Genomic DNA, 17040 nt, shown 5'->3' with positions numbered 1-17040 from the left:
CTAAGCCGCTTGGCAATATTTTAGTCATGTTTTTATAACACATATATTTATGGACACGTCTATCCGACAATCGTATGTCAATTTTAGATGTTTATTTATGTGTACTTGCACCGAGAATGCATCCGAAGCATTGCATAAAAAGTGGCTAAAAACATTCACTGACGATGAGATAAACAGGTATTAACGAAATTGTGCGCTTCAAGGAATATTACTTATGTCAAACCAATCAGGTGGCTCTGATTTCTCAGTCATCACTTCTCCAAAAAAACTTCAACGCGTCGTGACTGGTAAGCTTTTACTAAGTATCGCTGTGACTTCTATTCTTAGTAGTACCGCTTTTGCTGCCGAGGGTGATGAGGTAGCTGTGCAAGGGGCGACCGACCAAGAAGCTGTGCCTACAGCTACATTGGATACAATTGTGGTGCGGGCAGCAAGGGACGAGCTAGAACAAGCAGCTGGGCTGTCTATTATTAGTGAAGAAGCCATCGAAAAAGCATCAGTTTCTAATGATATCTCGGAAATTGTACGTAAGATGCCAGGTGTGAATTTGTCGGGTTCATCAACGTCAGGTCAGCGTGGTAACCAACGTCAAATTGATTTGCGCGGTATGGGGCCAAACAATACACTTATCTTAATCGACGGTCGTCCTGTCACTTCTCGCAATTCCTCACGACCTAGTCGTGGGAGTGAGCAAGACACGCGTGGTGACTCGCAGTGGGTACCACCAGGCGCTATCGAAAGCATCGAAGTATTGCGTGGTCCAGCAGCAGCCCGTTATGGCTCTGGTAGTATGGGCGGTGTGGTAAATATCATTACCAAGAGCCCGACTGAGCCAGAGTTTTCTATCAGTGGTCACTATGAGGCACCAGAGAGCGATCTAGAAGGCAGTAGCTGGCGTACCAATATCAATATGGCAGGTGCATTGACGGATAAACTGTCCTCGCGTACCACTCTTGGTTATCACGATAGTGAAGGCGATGATCCTTATATCAATGCCAAAGATGCACAGATTGTTGACGGGCGCAGTGGTCCGGCTGCCTCGGTAGCGGCAGGTACTGAAGGTGTCGAAAATATCGATGTGCGCCAATTGTTTGAATACGCGATGGATGCGATGAATACGGTCGGTTTTGAAGTGAATTATAGCCGTCAAGAAAACCACTGGGCGGGTGATTCATTGTTCCAAACCGTGAACCAAAATTTGTTAGATGAGTTAGAAGGTGAAACAACGAGCAAAATGCAACGCTATGGCGCGGCGATCACACATCGCGGTGAGTATGATGACGCTAGTAGTAACAGTTTCATTGAGTATACTCGGACAGTTAATGAGCGTTTGGGTGAAGGTAGTGCGGGTGGTGGCGAAGGACAGATTGTCATACCTGACGATGGCGAAGATTTTGAGTGGACAGAGGCGACTTACGATACGCTAAATGCCAAATCAGAATGGGATATTTACTTTGATCGTCATACCTTGACGGCTGGTGCAGAGTTTCGCGGCGAAAAGCTAGATAACCCCGTGGTATCTGATTTGGCATTTGCAGAGGGTTTTGATTTTGGTGATGTAGAGACCGATCCTGACAAGCGTGATCCAACTTCAGATGCTTATCTTATTGGTGTATATCTAGAAGATAACTACGAGATCACACCTGACTGGTATGTGACTCCAGGTCTACGCTTCGACTATCATAGCGAGGCTGGTAGTAATTGGTCGCCTAGTATCAATACTACTTGGCACTTTAGTCCTGATTGGTCAGTGAAAGGCGGCGTCAGTCGTGCGTTTAAAGCCCCATCGTTATATCAGCTTGATCCAAACTATATTTACTATACTGGTGGCAATGGTTGTCCATCTTGGGTACCTCTTGATGAAAGAGGTTGCCACGTATTAGGGAACCCTGACCTAGAAAATGAGACATCTTGGAATAAAGAGATCACCTTTACTTATGATGATGGTACTGGACTGAATGCAGGCTTGACTTATTATCACAATGCCTATGATAACCGCATTGGTGCTGGTACGGATCGTGTGGCGGTAGATACAGCGACAGATCGTTCTATCTTTCAATGGGACAATCAAGGTGAAGCAATTGTTGAAGGTTTAGAAGGCTTTGTACAAGTACCAGTCACTGACAATGTAAGATGGTCTTCTAATATCACTGGTAACATCCGCTCAGAGCGAAAAGACAATGGCGAGCCATTATCGCTCATTCCTAAGTTCACTGTAAACACGGGTGTCGATTGGGATATCACGCCTCAGTGGAATGCCGACTTTGATGTGAGCTACTATGGTGTGATTGAAGCCCCAACGATTTCAGCGACGACGGGAGATGATAGTGATGACCCGTTGCTTGATCGCGAGCCGTATGCCATTGCTAACGTGAGCACTCGCTATGATTTGACTAAGGGTATAACCGTTGGGGCTGGTGTCAAAAACTTATTTGATACGGGTGTTTATCGTGAGGGTACCGCTACGAATGCTGGTGCACGTACGTTTAATGAGCCTGGTCGTACTTATGTGTTCGACGTTAGCGTTGACTTTTAATAGTTAGACATAGGGTTTGTTCAATATAAAAGGTCTGAGCTATTTGCTTAGACCTTTTGTGTTGTTAGGGCAGGGTCTTATTTTTAAAATAAGCCCATGCCCCCGTAAATATTTTTAATAATTCAATAACTTACTATCACAATATAACAGCAGATTTATTTATGTCATTTAATTTTCGCTATAGCTGTCTTTGGATTCACCGTTATACTGGGCTTGCCATGGCAGCTTTTTTAATTATTACTGGTATTACTGGCACATTATTGGCATTTCATGACGAGCTAGATGATATCTTCAACCATAAACTGGCTCAGGTCGAGAAACAAAACGCATCACATCTGCCTATTGCAGAGCTTCATGATAAGGTCATCAGTGCGTATCCACAATATGCTTTTTCTAGCATGCCAACCTCGATAGCAGCAGAGAGGTCAGCCGTATTTTCGGTAGATAGAGCGCGAGGAAAAGCCGCCCAAAACCAACCAAAAGCACCGTTTCAACAAGTTTATGTCCACCCTTATACTGGCGATATCATTGGTACTCGTGATAGAGATGAGTGGGCATGGCACAACACCATGTGGAAAGTGTTTTGGTTACATCGCGATTTATTACTGGGTGATATTGGAAAATTGCTACTAGGGATTGTTGCGCTCGTGTGGACGATTAATTGCTTTATTGGCTTTTACTTAACGTTTCCTAGAGCGATTAAAAAGAAAAAAGCACAGAACCAAACCTCGCCTAAAAAACGTACCTCATTTTTGAAACGTTGGTTACCAGCGTGGAAAATCCGTACCAAAAGTAATATGTTTAAATTGAATTATGATCTACACCATGCCTTTGGATTATGGCTTTGGGGGATCTTATTTGTCATCGCGTGGTCTAGTGTTGGTTTTAACCTAAGAGAGGTCTATCAACCTGTGATGCACGCTGTCGTAGGGCTTGAAGGAAGGGGTGAGAGACAGGAGAACTCAAGAAAACCATCAGAAAAAGCAGAGCAGGCGTCTGGTGCAGAAACAGCGACTAGGGTTAAGGTTGTAAACAATGAGGTTGTCGATGTCGAGTCTGTTGATGTGGTCAATAAAGCCAATAGCATTGCTTATTTAAGTGAGCAGGCAAACACTGCTGCCCAAAGCAAGGGTATGCTAGTACGAGAGTTTTTAGGCATACGTTGGATTGAGGACGAGGGTCAATGGCAGTTGCGCTTTAAGACAGATAAGGACATTGGTAAAAAAGGCGGTGCATCATCCATCACGGTCAATGCAAAAACGGGTAGCGTTGAACAGGTGAACTTTGGCTACCAAAACTCATCATTTGGTAGCAAAACTAACAATTGGTTGATGACTTTACATATGGGTCATATTGGCCATGGCATTGGCCACTTACTGTATCAAATATTTTTAGCACTGGTAGGTTTGGCTGTGACAATGTTGTCAGTTACTGGCGTCTATCTGTGGTGGAAAGGGCGTCAAAGTCGATTGAAGGCGTTGCAAAAGGGTAGGTAATATTGCCAGATTTCTAGGGTATATTTTTATTTAGATAGCTATCTGTTGAATCAAAAGCATGCCCTAGTTATAAATTTAATTGCAAGAATATTGTGTATGCTATCGAGACAGTAAAAATGAAGAAAGCAAACGTTTCACCTATCATGACCCATCTATGCCAACTATTATTTTCATCATAGTTCTTTGTGTAATCTACTGAAGAGATGTCTTGAGTAAAATCCATAGGAATAACCACCAATCTTAGACTATATAAGGTCATTCCTAACCAAAAAAAGGTATTTGATACCTCCTTATTTAAAGCATTAAAAATGAATAAGCAAAAGCTAATTACTAAAACTAGTAGAGATAAGTTCTTGTAGTTTATCCATCGATTATTTAATAGCGCTCTATACATCTATAATTTCTTTTATTATTTGCGAAGTTCTTTATTTAAACCGTATCAACAATCACTGGACGACCCTGATGACTTAGGACAGTGACATCGACGTTGTATAAATCTTTCATCGTCTCTTTAGTAATAACATCAGCAGGGCAACCTATAGCGGTCACTTCTCCTGCTTTCATCGTAACGACCGTATCTGCAAACTGTGCCGCTTGGTTGATATCATGCAGGACGATTACCACGGTTTTTTGCTGATTGTGGCTAAGCTGGCGTAGCTCACGCATGAGTCGACCAGCATGATACATGTCTAGGTTATTTAGTGGCTCATCGAGCAATAGATAGGGTGTATCTTGGCAGACAATCATAGCGATCAGCACGCGCTGTCGCTGTCCACCCGATAGCGTTGACAAGAAACGCTCGGCAAGTGGCTCAAGCTCAAAGCGCTCGAGTATTTCTTGCACTTTTTGCTGATCGTCAGCGGTCGGTTGCCCTTGATGATAAGGGTAACGACCAAACATCAGTAGCTCATGTACGCGCAGGCGTCCTTGTACATGATTGTCTTGCCCAAGCATCGCGACAGTCTTTGCCAGTGTCCGTGCCTGACAGCTGACAATGTCACGTTCCTCATTATCTACAGCGAAGCTCACTTGCCCAGATTGTAGCGGTTGCAAGCGAGCCATGACAGAAAACAACGTAGACTTCCCAGCGCCGTTAGGCCCAATCAAAGCAATCACCTGCGCCGTTGGTAGGGACAACGTAATGTCATGCAAGATTTGTTGTTTGCCAATATAGTGAGAGATATTATTCAGTTTAATCATAATCGTCTTATTTTAAAAAATCTTAAGGCTTTCTTTATTAACAGTATCAGTTAAGTGGTCATACTGAACGGCGCTGGGACATAAATATCAATGCCAAGAACACGAGGCCACCTGCTAGCTCTATCACGACGGACAATACGCCTGCCATGTCTAGCACTTGCTCAAAGAGTGTTTGACCCAGCACTAAGCAAATCATGGCAACCAAACTGACTAATATCAGCCGCTCAGTGTGATACATATGTCGTGCCATACGATTGGTCAGTGCGCAAACCAGCAGACCAAAGAAAGTCACTGGACCGACCAGTGCAGTGGCCGTGGCAACCAGTACAGCAATGACAGTTAATAGACCAAATGCTAAACGTTGATAGTTGATACCAAGATTGACGGCTTGTGCTTGTCCAAGCATCAATACATCGCACTGATAACGCCAGCGCCATACAAATATCGCGGTGATGGCACAGATAAATAAGCTGATACCTAGTAGCTGAGGGTTGACCGTATTGAACTGCGCGTAGCTGGCAGACTGTACGACCACAAAATCATCAGGGTTAATCAGCCGTGCAATGAGTGCTGATAAACTGCGAAATAACACGCCAAAGATAACGCCCACCAATATTAGCCGCGTCAGATCCTGACTGCTGTTAGAAAATAATAACTTAAACAATAATAAAGATGCCCCAAACATCAGGACAATCTCTAGCGTGAACTTGGCAATAGGATCGAGACTGGTAAAGCTAATCGCACCTAAAAAGAAAACCAGTAAGCTCTGCAACAGAACATAGAGTGAGTCAAACCCAAGTAGGGAGGGCGTTAGAATTGGATTGTGAGTCAACGTCTGAAACAGTAGCGTCGACACGCCAATCGCATAGCCAACCACCATCAGTGACAGCAGTTTTTTGCCGCGTAACGGTAGCGCAAAGTCCCAATAGCCATTGACATTGAGCGTCATAAACAAGGTCATTGAGATAAGTAGAATGATAGCTGCTATAGATTTTGGATGGGCAGCTATACATGCCCAAAGCTTTGCCAACTGACCTTGTGCAGCGGCTGAATACTGACCATCTGCTGAAGATGAGTTATCTATCGCTGTGCTGGTTTTGGTAGCATCAGTCTTGGTAGAAGTAAGCTTAGTTGATGAGAACATACAAAAATCCTATGGTGCCAAGCTTATCTAATAAGGCAAAAAATGAACGACGGTAAGTGAGTACTAAAAATTAATACATAGTTAGTGGACATGGTGCTACTGCTCAGCTGGCGCACGTAATAACAGCCATAAAAACAGCACCGTACCAACCACACCAAAAATAGTGGCGACAGGCACTTCAAATGGGTAGCGAATAGAACGCCCGATAATATCGCATAGCAATACGGCTGAAGCACCAAGTAGGGCAACTGCTGGCAAGCTGCGACGCAACTTATCTCCCATTAGACGGCTCACAATGTTTGGCACGACCAGCCCAATAAAAGGAATCATGCCTACAGTCACGACCACGACAGCGCTCATCATGGCTACCATACCTACGCCAATCCAAGTGACTTGACGCTTACTAATACCCAAGTTTAAGGCGATATTGTCACCCAAACCGACGATAGTCAGCTTGTCAGCAATAATATAAGCCAGCACACACAGTCCACCCGTCAGCCACAACAGCTCATAGCGCCCTGCCAATACGCCCGAAAAATCACCAAACTGCCAAACACTGAGCATCTGTAGCGATTCGGTTTGATAGGCGATAAAGGTAGTGACTGCTTCGATAATGCCGCCAAAGACAATGCCAATCAGTGGAATCATCAAAAAATCAGTGGGCGGTATTCGGTGTATGAGCAGCATAAATAGCATCATGCCAAAAACGGCAGCGATGGTTGCCACGCCCATTTTTACAATGAGCGCGCTGGCAGGGAACAGCAGACTGACTACCAATAAACCAAGTGCAGCGCTTTGAGTCGCACCGACCATGGACGGCTCTACAAAGCGGTTTTTTAGCACTACTTGGATAATCATCCCAGCCACTGCCATTGCAATACCAGTCAAAATAATGGCGATGGTACGCGGTATGCGGCTAACCAATAGCAATGAGCTATCGGAGTTGGCACTCTGAGTCAGAAGACTCTGCAAGATACCTGACCACGAAAAGTCGGCCACCCCAATAGATAAGCTTAATAACACCAAAAGCCCCATAAGAATGAGGCTTGCTATATTGATGAACCACGGTGGTATGGCAGTACGTCGATGTAATGCATTGCCAGTACCGCTCTGCCAGCTTGACGCTGATGGAGCAGTACTGGATTTGAGCCTAGCATGAGTACGGGGTGAAAATAACGACATAATCTTTACTGGCTTAAAAATGAGCAGGGTTAACGGTAATAATTACCTACTTGTACAACAATCGTTTTTATCACTAACGACATTATTTAGCGTTAGTAAAAGCATCTTTAATCGTCGTTAGATCCTGCATCCACTGGTAGTAACCGCCAAATGCTAAGTAAGAATCTGGGCTCAAATAAACCACTTGCTGCTTGCTCCATGCATTGCTCTGGGCAACCAGTGGATTGTCCAATACGGCCTTGGCACCAATACCGTCTTCACCAATTGCGGCACTGCGGTCGATGACAAATAACCAATCTGGATTGGCTTTTTGGATGTATTCAAACGATATCGGCTGACCATGAGGCGCATCGGCAATTTTGTCATCTGCCATTGGCACACCTAACACAGTATGGATAAAACCATAGCGAGACTTGTCACCATAGGCTGACATTTTGTTGCCATTGACCATGACGACTAGGCCCATGCCTTTATTTTCTTTTGTTAGACTCTTGGTCTCAGTGATGAGTCCATCGATGTTCTGTTGTAGCTTAGCGGCTTGATCGCTTTTACCAAACAATGCACCTAGATCATGCAGGCGCTGCTTGCTTGACTCATAGATATTTGCTGTATCAATACTCATATCCAATGTCGGCGCGATACTTGATAGCTCGTCGTATTTTTCTGCCATGCGTGAACCGACCAAAATAGCTTGTGGCTGCATTGCATTCAACGCTTCAAGATCCGGCTCAAACACAGTACCTACCGATTTTGGATCAGGCTGTGTTTCTGAATGTAGATTCTTTAGTAATAGACCACCAGGCATACCATCGACCGCCACATCTAGTGCAGCCAAATCTTGCATCAATGTCATGTCATAAACGACAAGTGGCGATGGGTTCATAGCCAGCTCAACATCACCTTTTACGGTATTGACCATGATTTTTTCAGCAGATACAGCGTCGTTATTAGCAACGTTCTGTGATTCATCAGCCGTTGGGTTTTCGGTTTTAGCGTCTGCTGGCTCAGAGTCATTTGATTCAGGCGAGCTACATCCTGCCACTACCGTAGCTAATAACGCTGTCATGGCAGCAGTCAATAATGGACGTTTGAAAAAAGAGGCGGTAGATCTGCTAGATAATAAGGGTGTCGGCATAATGAACTCGGTCTATCAAAAAATGTTTAAGCAATTGTCTAAAATAATTGCAAATGAATAACGCTAAAAATATTAAGTCTGAAAGTTGCTTGAGATAAAAAGCATAAAATAAATAGTCTACTTAGTACCAATTACTAACTTTTTATACGAATAGTTTTTATAAAAATAGTATGGGTAGACAGTACAGCGGTTATAATAAAGTAGTTGAGACTCATTATCAATATAAATGATAATGGTTTTTATTAACAGCACTTGTTATATTAAACGCAACGTATCATTTGATGTAAAGATAAGATTCATAGTAGTGAGGTATAAAAGTAGGTAACGTTCATAGAAATAAGCGTTCTGATAAATAAGGCTACTAAGCAATGTCACGTGTCAGAGATGTATTAAATAGCGAAAATATTGTAAATTATTATTGATAATAATTATCGTTTGCATTATTATCTACGCCATTCTACTCTGAGTAATAAACATTAGGCTGTTATGAGTTCAACGGATTTAGACGCGCCACCACTTAAATCGTTATTGCTAGCTATTGTTGCAGTCTTAGGACTCCATGTGCTTGCCGCAATTGCACTAGTGGCAATAAAAACGCCTGAACTCAAACCTGAGCCAAAAAAAGAGATGTCACCACTTGAGATAAAGTTTGTGTCATTACCGGCAAAAACGCTCTCAACTGAATTAGAAAAGCAAACAGTCACAGCCAAAAAAGAAGTACAGCCTGAGGTACAAGTTCAGCCATTGCCGCAACCTGAATCAAAGCCTAAAGAGCCGGTTAGAAAACCAAAAGAGACACCAGTAAAACCAAAAGAGCCTGTTGTAAAAAATATAGAGCCGAAAGTGACGCCTGTGATAGCGTCAGAAAAGCCTCGTCCTGATATCAGTCAAAAAGTAGCCCCAAAAGAGCCGCTACCGAAACCGAAGGTTGATAACTCAGCAGCTGAAGCACAACGTCAAGCAGCTGCCCAAGCTGAATCGGAGCGCCAAGCCAGAAAGGCTGAGCAAGAAGCGCAAGCTAGGGCAGAACAAGAAGCCAAAAGAGTCGCTGATGTCAGAGCTGCCGCTCAAGCGAAGGCTGCCGCAGAGGCCGCCGCTGCACAAGCAAGAGCTGAGGCAGAAGCAGCAGCTGCTTTAGCACAGAGTAATGAGCCTGTGAGCTTTACTGCTAGCTCAGCCAACTGGGCATCTGCGCCAAACTTTAGTTTTCCTGAGCGCGCTGCCCGTAGAGCTCGTTCTGGTGATACGCTCAACGTTGTCTTGGTATTACGAGTCAACAAACAAGGCGGCATCGATAACGTGCGAGTTGCTCAATCATCAGGTAATCCGCTAGTAGACAAAGAAGCCCGACGTCAAGTTCGATCTGGCAAGTTCAAACCCTTTACTAAGAATGGCGTACCCGTGGTAGGTGATGTAACCCTACCGATCAGTTACGCGGTTCCTTGATAGCTCATACTTTATAACAACGTATTTATTAATCATTTTTCATTATAAAACTAAACATGGTATTTACCTCAGTATCATGTAATGGCATTACACATTAAGGAGTCTGACATGGACTTTATGCAATACTGGCAGATCAGCGACATGGTGACAAAAACGTTGTTCTTTTTGTTGCTTGCGTTATCTATTCTCTCTTGGGTGACAGGTATCGTCCGCGTATTGCAAAGCCGTAAGCTGGCGACCAATGTAGCAGATGATTTGAGTCAGCAATTACAAGCCAAACAGTCTGACTTGGCTGGTACTGATGCTGCCACTCGCCGCTTGGTGACTGAGCAGACTTTGCTCAAGCATATCGGTCGCTATCGCTTTGCTAGTGAGCGCGGTCTGCCAATTCTTGGTACGACGGCAGCGATTGCACCGTTCATCGGCTTGTTTGGTACGGTATGGGGTATTTTCCATGCCTTGCACAATATTGGTATGAGTGGTCAGGCAGGATTGGGGCAGGTTGCAGGGCCAGTCGGTGAAGCTCTAATTATGACAGGTCTTGGTATTGCAGTAGCGATTCCAGCTGTGGTGTTTTACAACCTTGCAGTACGTATCAATCGCCGCATAATGTATCAAGCCAACGACAGAGCCCATGATTTATTGGCGCAATCAACGGGTCTTGTGGATACTACCAAGGTAACTGCGAGCAATCCTGCTAGCGCCTCACAAGTGCATGCTGCACCAAGCAGTCGTTCAATTACCAGTGAGACGCAGCATACCAGCAACTACAGTAATTCTGTGCCAAAGCAGCTATAGATACTGCTAATTCTACAGATACTGATTCTGTAGATGCTAGGTCTGTAAAGGCTCAAACGACAAGTCGAAAAACCGTCGAAAAACGGCTTGGCTGTGTGAAAATAACCAAAAGTATTGAGAGTAACTATGGCATTTCAATTGGGTGATGATGACGTACGAAGCATGGATGAGATGAATCTCATTCCGCTGATCGATATCATGCTGGTATTGATGATTATATTTTTATTGACAGCGACCGTGCTGAATCCGACGGTGCCTTTAGATTTGCCAGAGACTAGTGCCGCGCTCAATGAAACGCCGCCAGAAGCGATTCAAGTCAGTATTGATAAAGATGCAGGGATATTCTGGGATAGCGATCCAATCAGCATGGAAGAGTTAGAGACACGCTTGCAGCAGCAAGGCGCGACTGGTAAGAACCCAGCGGTACAGTTACGTGCGGATAAAGAAGGCAAGTACGATACGGTCGCTCAAGTCTTAGCAGCCGCAAGTAATGCTGGACTGACCAAAATCGCATTTGTGAATGAATAGCTAAATACTGAAGAGCTGAATACTTAATAGTTTAAGCACTGTGAGTCAGTGCTAATAGTTTTAGCCCTATATTAGAAAACTGGCTAGATAAACCAATAGCCCAACCAGTAAGACAACCAGCACCACTATAATAAAAACAATTAAAATAATAAAATTTTCTCCAACCTCATTAACTACTTAAACCTCAAATTAAGTCGTTAGTGAGGTTTTCTTTTTTTACCAGCCGTAGCCAAATGGACGATAGCCGTAACCGAAGCCTGCATGTCTGTAGCCAAATGGGTAAGGTGAGCGTAAGTAGTCGAGATCGCGCTGACGGATATAGTAGTAGCGCCCTTGGGAGTAGGCTTCTTCTAACTTATCAATACCTTCTAACGGACAGACAGGTTGCCAGTCATAGCCTTCGCGGCCGAGCTTATAAGCATTCAGCTCGGTACAGTAGTTTTTGAGACCTTGTTGACGGCCTTGCTCCCATTGGATACGGTTAGGGCTAGCACCGCCGACACTGGCGCAGCTATTGGTATAGTGACCGAAGTAAGCGCCTGAACGTCCTTGCGAGCCATCAGCATAGCCGACTTCTTGCCAGTTACTGCTTTGACACTGCTGCGGAGTTAGGCTCTGAGTCGTGGCACAGCCCGATAATGTCAGTACGACCGCGCCAAGTAGCGATAAGCTCATGCCTGTTTTGCTCATGACTCTACTTGTCAGCTTGCGAGCGTGATAAGCGCCCGATGAGTTTGACTCAATAAGATAATTCATAATAAACCTGCGCGCGTTTAAAATTATGGTTTATCATAGCACTTTTTTGAACTGACCACTTTTCGTATCTGGTTTTTATAGCGTGCTGTGATCAGTAAATTTGTATACGCTAAATAGCTGATTTAATAGTGTAACTTGCTAAATTGTCATATGCTTTAAAAGTACCTGTTGCACCCCGATTGGACGACAACGCTTGATTTTTAATGGTTCGTGCTCATTATAAGCCCTTATATATCGTTGTTTGTTATCGTGCTAATCGCAAAACTATATGTACTATTTATAAATAACGGTTCATTAGCGATATTTACCGCTATATCTCTTAGTATCTTTTTCATTTAGTCAAAAGGCCAGACCATCATGGGAACATTGATTGGCGTTATCATTGTACTATTCGTATTAGGGAGTATGATGGCGCTCAAACCGAACGGTATCGATCAGCGTTTGGATAAGCTGCGTATGACCGCGCGTCGTTTACAGCTCAATCCAAAACTTGTTTCGTGCCCTGATTGGATCAAAGGCCGTGATAATGATTATGGCCGCGGTATGCTTGGACAGTACTGCCTAATATTTGAAGACACTAAACTGCCGCATACCCGTTATCAAGTGATTGATGGACAGTGGCGACCAGATAGCAGTTTTGTTGATACCAGTACAGACGATAAGACGCTTACTATTCCCAGTGCGATTCGATCTAGTCAAATCAGCAATAATCCAGTAGTCAAAAAGACTGATTTTAGCTTGGATCAAGTGCCGTTAGAGCTGCCAGTAAGTATTGAGCCGTTTGTTAAAGGTCTATTGACCAAGGCCAATAGCATTATTATTTATTGGGAAGATATTGCTTATGTACGTCCAGCATCCAACCCAACGTACCATCAAAAACGGATTGAAGCGGACTTATTAGTGCTCAAAGAAAACCTTGAGAAATGGGCGCTACAGATGCAAAAACAAGCATAAACCTAGTAAAGCGTTTTTTCGTCTCCATTAAAGGGCAATATGCAAGCGGTTTGTCATATTCAAATTATTTAAAGTTGACAGTTTAACGCTTAGCAGTGTAACGTCTTTATAACTATATCTTTATTTTATGGTTATTATTTGTTTTATAACCTTTTTTATCAGCAGCGATTATTACTATAAATAGCTGAACCATGGTCGAACCATGAGTATTAGCTTCCCTAAATTGCCGTGCTGCTGAATTTAACCTTACTTTTAATTTACTTATATTATGGTGTCGTCAAACATGGCAAAAACCACAACCAAAAAAAGTCCAGCACCAGCTGCTGACAGCCCGAAGGGTAAGTCTTTGGTGATTGTAGAATCACCAGCCAAGGCAAAAACGATTAATAAATACCTTGGTGATGACTTTATCGTACGCTCAAGTATCGGTCACGTCCGTGATTTGCCGGTCAGTGCGAGCAAAAGCGCAAAGAAAGCAACAACCGCTAAAAAAGATGACAGTCTGACCAAAGAAGAAAAAGCGCAGCAAGCACTGGTACGCCGCATGGGTGTAGATCCAGAGCATGACTGGGCAGCAGCCTATGAAGTACTACCAAACAAAACCAAAGTCATCAAAGAGCTCAAAGCACTAGCCAAAGACGCTGACAAAATCTATCTAGCAACGGATATGGATAGAGAAGGGGAAGCGATCGCTTGGCATTTAAAAGAAGTCATCGGTGGCCCTGATAGTAAATATCAACGTGTGGTCTTCAACGAGATTACCAAGTCAGCTATTCAAAGTGCATTTAAGCAGCCTTCGAAATTAGACATTGACCGCGTGAACGCGCAGCAAGCGCGCAGATTCTTGGACCGTGTTGTTGGCTTTATGGTATCGCCGCTATTATGGCAAAAGATTGCTCGCGGACTGTCTGCAGGCCGCGTACAGTCAGTCGCCATGCGCTTGGTCGTTGAGCGTGAGCATGAAATTCGCGCGTTCATCCCAGAAGAGTACTGGCAGATTCATGCGGACACGCACATTGCTAATGGTAAAGCCAAAAAAACCTCAGACGCTGAGCAAATCGGTATCCGCTTAGAGGCGACCAAACAAGGTGGAAAAACCTTAAAGCTTGGTAATAAAGAGCAGACCGATAAAGTTTTAGAGGTGCTCAAAGCAAGCGATTTTATCGTCAAAGAGCGTGAAGAAAAACCAACGCAATCACGTCCAAGCGCGCCATTTATTACTTCAACTTTGCAACAGGCTGCTAGCACGCGCTTAGGGTTCTCTGTTAAGAAAACCATGATTTTAGCGCAGCGTCTATACGAAGCCGGTCATATTACTTATATGCGTACCGATTCGACATTCTTATCAGGCGACGCGCTTGCTGCTGTCCGTGGTCATATCGAAGACAGCTATGGTGCAAAATATGTACCAGAAAAACCAAACTTCTATGGCAATAAACAAGGCGCACAAGAGGCGCATGAAGCGATTCGTCCGTCTAACGTCAATATGAAATCGACGCAGTTAAAAGGTGTTGAACGTGATGCCATTCGTCTATATGAGCTGATTTGGCGTCAGTTTGTCGCGTGTCAGATGACGCCTGCGAAATACTTATCCGTGAATCTGTTCGTCGCTGCCGGCGATGTCGAGCTAAAAGCACGCGGTCGCACCCTAGTGTTTGATGGCTTTACTAAAGTCATGCCACCAGCTAAGACTGACGATACTTTATTACCTGATGTCAAACAAGGTGATAAGTTAACGCTCGATAAGCTCGATCCGAGTCAACACTTTACCAAGCCGCCACCGCGCTACACAGAGGCAAGCCTAGTCAAAGAGCTGGAGAAAAAAGGTATCGGTCGTCCATCGACTTACGCTTCTATCATCTCAACCATTCAAGACCGCGGTTATGTGAAGCTTGAAAACAAACGTTTATTTGCTGAAAAAATGGGCGATATCGTCACCGATAGACTGACGGCAAGTTTCCCAGATTTGATGGATTATACCTTTACCGCTGCGCTAGAAGACAAGCTTGACCATGTTGCTGAGGGCGATACTGACTGGAAAGATGTCCTTGATAATTTCTATGGCGACTTTAAAAAGACCCTAGATCGTGCCAAAGAAAAAGACGGCATGCGCCCCAATGATCCAACCGATGTGCCAGATGTCCATTGTGATATCTGTGATCGTCCGATGCAACTGCGTACCGGCTCAACCGGCGTATTCTTAGGCTGTACTGGCTATAACTTACCGCCAAAAGAGCGCTGTAAAGGCACCAAAAACTTAATGCCGGTCGAAGCGTTTGCCAATCTTGATGATAGCGACAGCGATGACGAAGCGGCTGAAGTCAAAGATTTGATGGAGAAAAAACGCTGTCCGAAATGTGGCACGGCGATGAATGGTTACATCGTAGATGGTGGTCTCAAACTACACATTTGCGGTAACAACCCTGATTGCGATGGTTATATCCTAGAAGAAGGTAAGTTTGAAGTACCTGGCTCAGATGCACCAACCATTGACTGTAATAAGTGCGATGGGCAGATGGAGCTTAAAACAGGACGCTTTGGCCCGTACTTTGCTTGTCAAAACTGTGATAACACGCGTAAAGTACTAAAAACAGGTGAAGCAGCGCCGCCGCGTATGGATCCAATCCACTTGCCAGAGCTAAAGTCGACCAAACATGATGATTATTTCATTTTGCGTGAAGGGGCGGCTGGGATGTTCTTGGCAGCATCTAAGTTCCCAAAAGTGCGCGAGACACGTCCGCCAAAGCTGGCTGAGCTACGAGAAATCAAAGACAAGATGGAAGACAAGTTCCAGTATCTATTTGCAGGACCAGATGAAGATCCTGAAGGTAACCCAACCATCTTGCGCTGGTCACGTAAGAAAAAAGAGCAGTATATCGGCTCTGAAAAAAACGGCAAGGCCACACGTTGGGGTGTTTACTGGCGTAAAGGTGAATGGGTAGAGGAGTAACTATTGTTAAATCCGATATGTCGCTTTTATAGCGTCAGACTCATCTGATGTGCTACAGGTAAAATTTACATTTGTCTTTCTTGTATTGGCTTCAACAAACCTAATAGTTACTTCCAATAAAAAACCCTCTTATAATTTAAGAGGGTTTTTTTATGCTTGTAATATTTCTTCTAAGCTATTTCTATATTTATAGAATTAACCTAAATTAATAGATTTGGACAGTATTAGTTTTTTACGATGATACCGCAACCAATACGATCGCCTGCATTACCTGAAGGCTGACTGGTATAGTCGTCAACGCCAGCATGTACGATAAAGGCCAAACGATTTACGCTGTATTTACCTGCTTCAGTCGCTGCGATTTTCTTATTCACATAGTTAATAGTAGCAACACCATCTTCATTAGCAGTTAAGTTTGGCAGGTCACCAGCATGACCATTCATATCATCTGGATTAGAATGTGGCTTGTTGTCTGGGTTGAAGTGACCGCCTGCTGCTTTACCCATAACGTCACAGCTGCCTGTTTCGTGGATATGTAATGAGACAGTTCTGCCTGGCTGTAGGTTAGTAAGTTTACCGTAAACTTGGACGCCGCCATCGACTGGACGTAAGAAAACTTGACCAACTTCTTTCTTCTCGCCATCTACTGTTTGTATGGTTGATTTTAGCGTTGGCTGTGCTAAAGGATTGCCTGTTTGCATTTGACTCTCTACGGTCTGGCAACCAGTCATTGCTAACGCTGAACCGCATAATAGGGTACTTGCAAATAATGTCTTATTCATTATTATCTCCAATTGTTTGAGTTGTTATTTTTAATCTTTATGAAAGCCACGAATATTTATCGTTATTGTTCTATAAAAATCGGTGTCAATATTCGTTAACATCGGAGTCAGTATAGCCAAGCTAACTCTATAG

The 17040-nt window shown here is 43.9% G+C and carries 13 protein-coding genes; 7 read left to right on the top strand and 6 right to left on the bottom strand.

Translation table 11 applies throughout. The features are described 5' to 3' along the window. Positions 1-214: 214 nt before the first annotated feature. Both JMX63_RS03780 and JMX63_RS03775 read left to right on the top strand, forming a co-directional pair. Positions 215-2536, top strand: a complete 2322-nt coding sequence (locus JMX63_RS03780; protein ID WP_201571050.1) for a FepA family TonB-dependent siderophore receptor — start codon at positions 215-217, stop codon at positions 2534-2536. A 218-nt stretch (positions 2537-2754) separates the two neighbouring features. Beyond that, positions 2755-4032, top strand: coding sequence for a PepSY-associated TM helix domain-containing protein (locus tag JMX63_RS03775; protein WP_406947812.1), 1278 nt, complete (start codon positions 2755-2757; stop codon positions 4030-4032). A gap of 429 nt (positions 4033-4461) precedes the next feature. On the opposite strand, the gene JMX63_RS03770 is transcribed toward JMX63_RS03775, so the two are convergent. The 4 genes from JMX63_RS03770 to JMX63_RS03755 all read right to left on the bottom strand — a co-directional run bounded on the left by JMX63_RS03770 (position 4462) and on the right by JMX63_RS03755 (position 8693). Further along, complete coding sequence (locus JMX63_RS03770) at positions 4462-5232, bottom strand: iron ABC transporter ATP-binding protein (RefSeq protein ID WP_201571047.1); 771 nt, start codon at positions 5230-5232, stop codon at positions 4462-4464. A 58-nt stretch (positions 5233-5290) separates the two neighbouring features. Beyond that, positions 5291-6376, bottom strand: a complete 1086-nt coding sequence (locus JMX63_RS03765; protein ID WP_201571042.1) for an iron chelate uptake ABC transporter family permease subunit — start codon at positions 6374-6376, stop codon at positions 5291-5293. Positions 6377-6472: 96 nt separating this feature from the next. Next, positions 6473-7558, bottom strand: a complete 1086-nt coding sequence (locus JMX63_RS03760; RefSeq protein ID WP_201571041.1) for an ABC transporter permease — start codon at positions 7556-7558, stop codon at positions 6473-6475. Positions 7559-7640: 82 nt separating this feature from the next. Beyond that, on the bottom strand, positions 7641-8693 hold the full coding sequence (locus JMX63_RS03755; protein ID WP_201571040.1) for a siderophore ABC transporter substrate-binding protein: 1053 nt from the start codon (positions 8691-8693) through the stop codon (positions 7641-7643). A gap of 486 nt (positions 8694-9179) precedes the next feature. Here JMX63_RS03755 and JMX63_RS03750 point away from each other — a divergent pair, with 486 nt between their 5' ends. The 3 genes from JMX63_RS03750 to JMX63_RS03740 all read left to right on the top strand — a co-directional run bounded on the left by JMX63_RS03750 (position 9180) and on the right by JMX63_RS03740 (position 11465). Beyond that, entirely contained in the window at positions 9180-10139 is a 960-nt protein-coding gene (locus tag JMX63_RS03750) for an energy transducer TonB (protein WP_201571039.1), read from the top strand. Between the two features lie 108 nt (positions 10140-10247). Beyond that, positions 10248-10937: a MotA/TolQ/ExbB proton channel family protein gene (locus JMX63_RS03745; RefSeq protein WP_201571038.1), complete on the top strand. Its 690-nt coding sequence runs from the start codon at positions 10248-10250 to the stop codon at positions 10935-10937. Between the two features lie 126 nt (positions 10938-11063). Continuing rightward, on the top strand, positions 11064-11465 hold the full coding sequence (locus JMX63_RS03740; protein WP_025651314.1) for an ExbD/TolR family protein: 402 nt from the start codon (positions 11064-11066) through the stop codon (positions 11463-11465). A gap of 216 nt (positions 11466-11681) precedes the next feature. Here the strand turns inward: JMX63_RS03740 and JMX63_RS03735 are convergent, their stop codons facing one another. Continuing rightward, positions 11682-12221: a DUF2799 domain-containing protein gene (locus JMX63_RS03735; protein WP_227673228.1), complete on the bottom strand. Its 540-nt coding sequence runs from the start codon at positions 12219-12221 to the stop codon at positions 11682-11684. Positions 12222-12578: 357 nt separating this feature from the next. Here JMX63_RS03735 and JMX63_RS03730 point away from each other — a divergent pair, with 357 nt between their 5' ends. Continuing rightward, positions 12579-13175, top strand: a complete 597-nt coding sequence (locus tag JMX63_RS03730; protein WP_201571037.1) for a hypothetical protein — start codon at positions 12579-12581, stop codon at positions 13173-13175. Positions 13176-13458: 283 nt separating this feature from the next. Then, complete coding sequence (gene topA, locus JMX63_RS03725) at positions 13459-16125, top strand: type I DNA topoisomerase (protein WP_201571036.1); 2667 nt, start codon at positions 13459-13461, stop codon at positions 16123-16125. A 224-nt stretch (positions 16126-16349) separates the two neighbouring features. Here the strand turns inward: topA and JMX63_RS03720 are convergent, their stop codons facing one another. Further along, a complete protein-coding gene (locus JMX63_RS03720) occupies positions 16350-16907 on the bottom strand; it encodes a superoxide dismutase family protein (protein WP_201571027.1) in 558 nt (185 codons plus the stop codon). Between the last annotated feature and the right edge of the window lie 133 nt (positions 16908-17040).

This window comes from Psychrobacter nivimaris, from assembly GCF_904846365.1.
Lineage (GTDB): Bacteria > Pseudomonadota > Gammaproteobacteria > Pseudomonadales > Moraxellaceae > Psychrobacter > Psychrobacter nivimaris_B.
This window is presented reverse-complemented; position numbering and strand designations above follow the sequence as displayed.

Bases quoted from the DNA above. Each gene is read 5' to 3' on its own strand.
- JMX63_RS03780 (WP_201571050.1), top strand. From the start codon at position 215: ATGTCAAACCAATCAGGTGGCTCTGATTTCTCAGTCATCACTTCTCCA.
- JMX63_RS03775 (WP_406947812.1), top strand. From the start codon at position 2,755: ATGGCAGCTTTTTTAATTATTACTGGTATTACTGGCACATTATTGGCA.
- JMX63_RS03770 (WP_201571047.1), bottom strand. From the start codon at position 5,232: ATGATTAAACTGAATAATATCTCTCACTATATTGGCAAACAACAAATC.
- JMX63_RS03765 (WP_201571042.1), bottom strand. From the start codon at position 6,376: ATGTTCTCATCAACTAAGCTTACTTCTACCAAGACTGATGCTACCAAA.
- JMX63_RS03760 (WP_201571041.1), bottom strand. From the start codon at position 7,558: ATGTCGTTATTTTCACCCCGTACTCATGCTAGGCTCAAATCCAGTACT.
- JMX63_RS03755 (WP_201571040.1), bottom strand. From the start codon at position 8,693: ATGCCGACACCCTTATTATCTAGCAGATCTACCGCCTCTTTTTTCAAA.
- JMX63_RS03750 (WP_201571039.1), top strand. From the start codon at position 9,180: ATGAGTTCAACGGATTTAGACGCGCCACCACTTAAATCGTTATTGCTA.
- JMX63_RS03745 (WP_201571038.1), top strand. From the start codon at position 10,248: ATGGACTTTATGCAATACTGGCAGATCAGCGACATGGTGACAAAAACG.
- JMX63_RS03740 (WP_025651314.1), top strand. From the start codon at position 11,064: ATGGCATTTCAATTGGGTGATGATGACGTACGAAGCATGGATGAGATG.
- JMX63_RS03735 (WP_227673228.1), bottom strand. From the start codon at position 12,221: ATGAATTATCTTATTGAGTCAAACTCATCGGGCGCTTATCACGCTCGC.
- JMX63_RS03730 (WP_201571037.1), top strand. From the start codon at position 12,579: ATGGGAACATTGATTGGCGTTATCATTGTACTATTCGTATTAGGGAGT.
- topA (WP_201571036.1), top strand. From the start codon at position 13,459: ATGGCAAAAACCACAACCAAAAAAAGTCCAGCACCAGCTGCTGACAGC.
- JMX63_RS03720 (WP_201571027.1), bottom strand. From the start codon at position 16,907: ATGAATAAGACATTATTTGCAAGTACCCTATTATGCGGTTCAGCGTTA.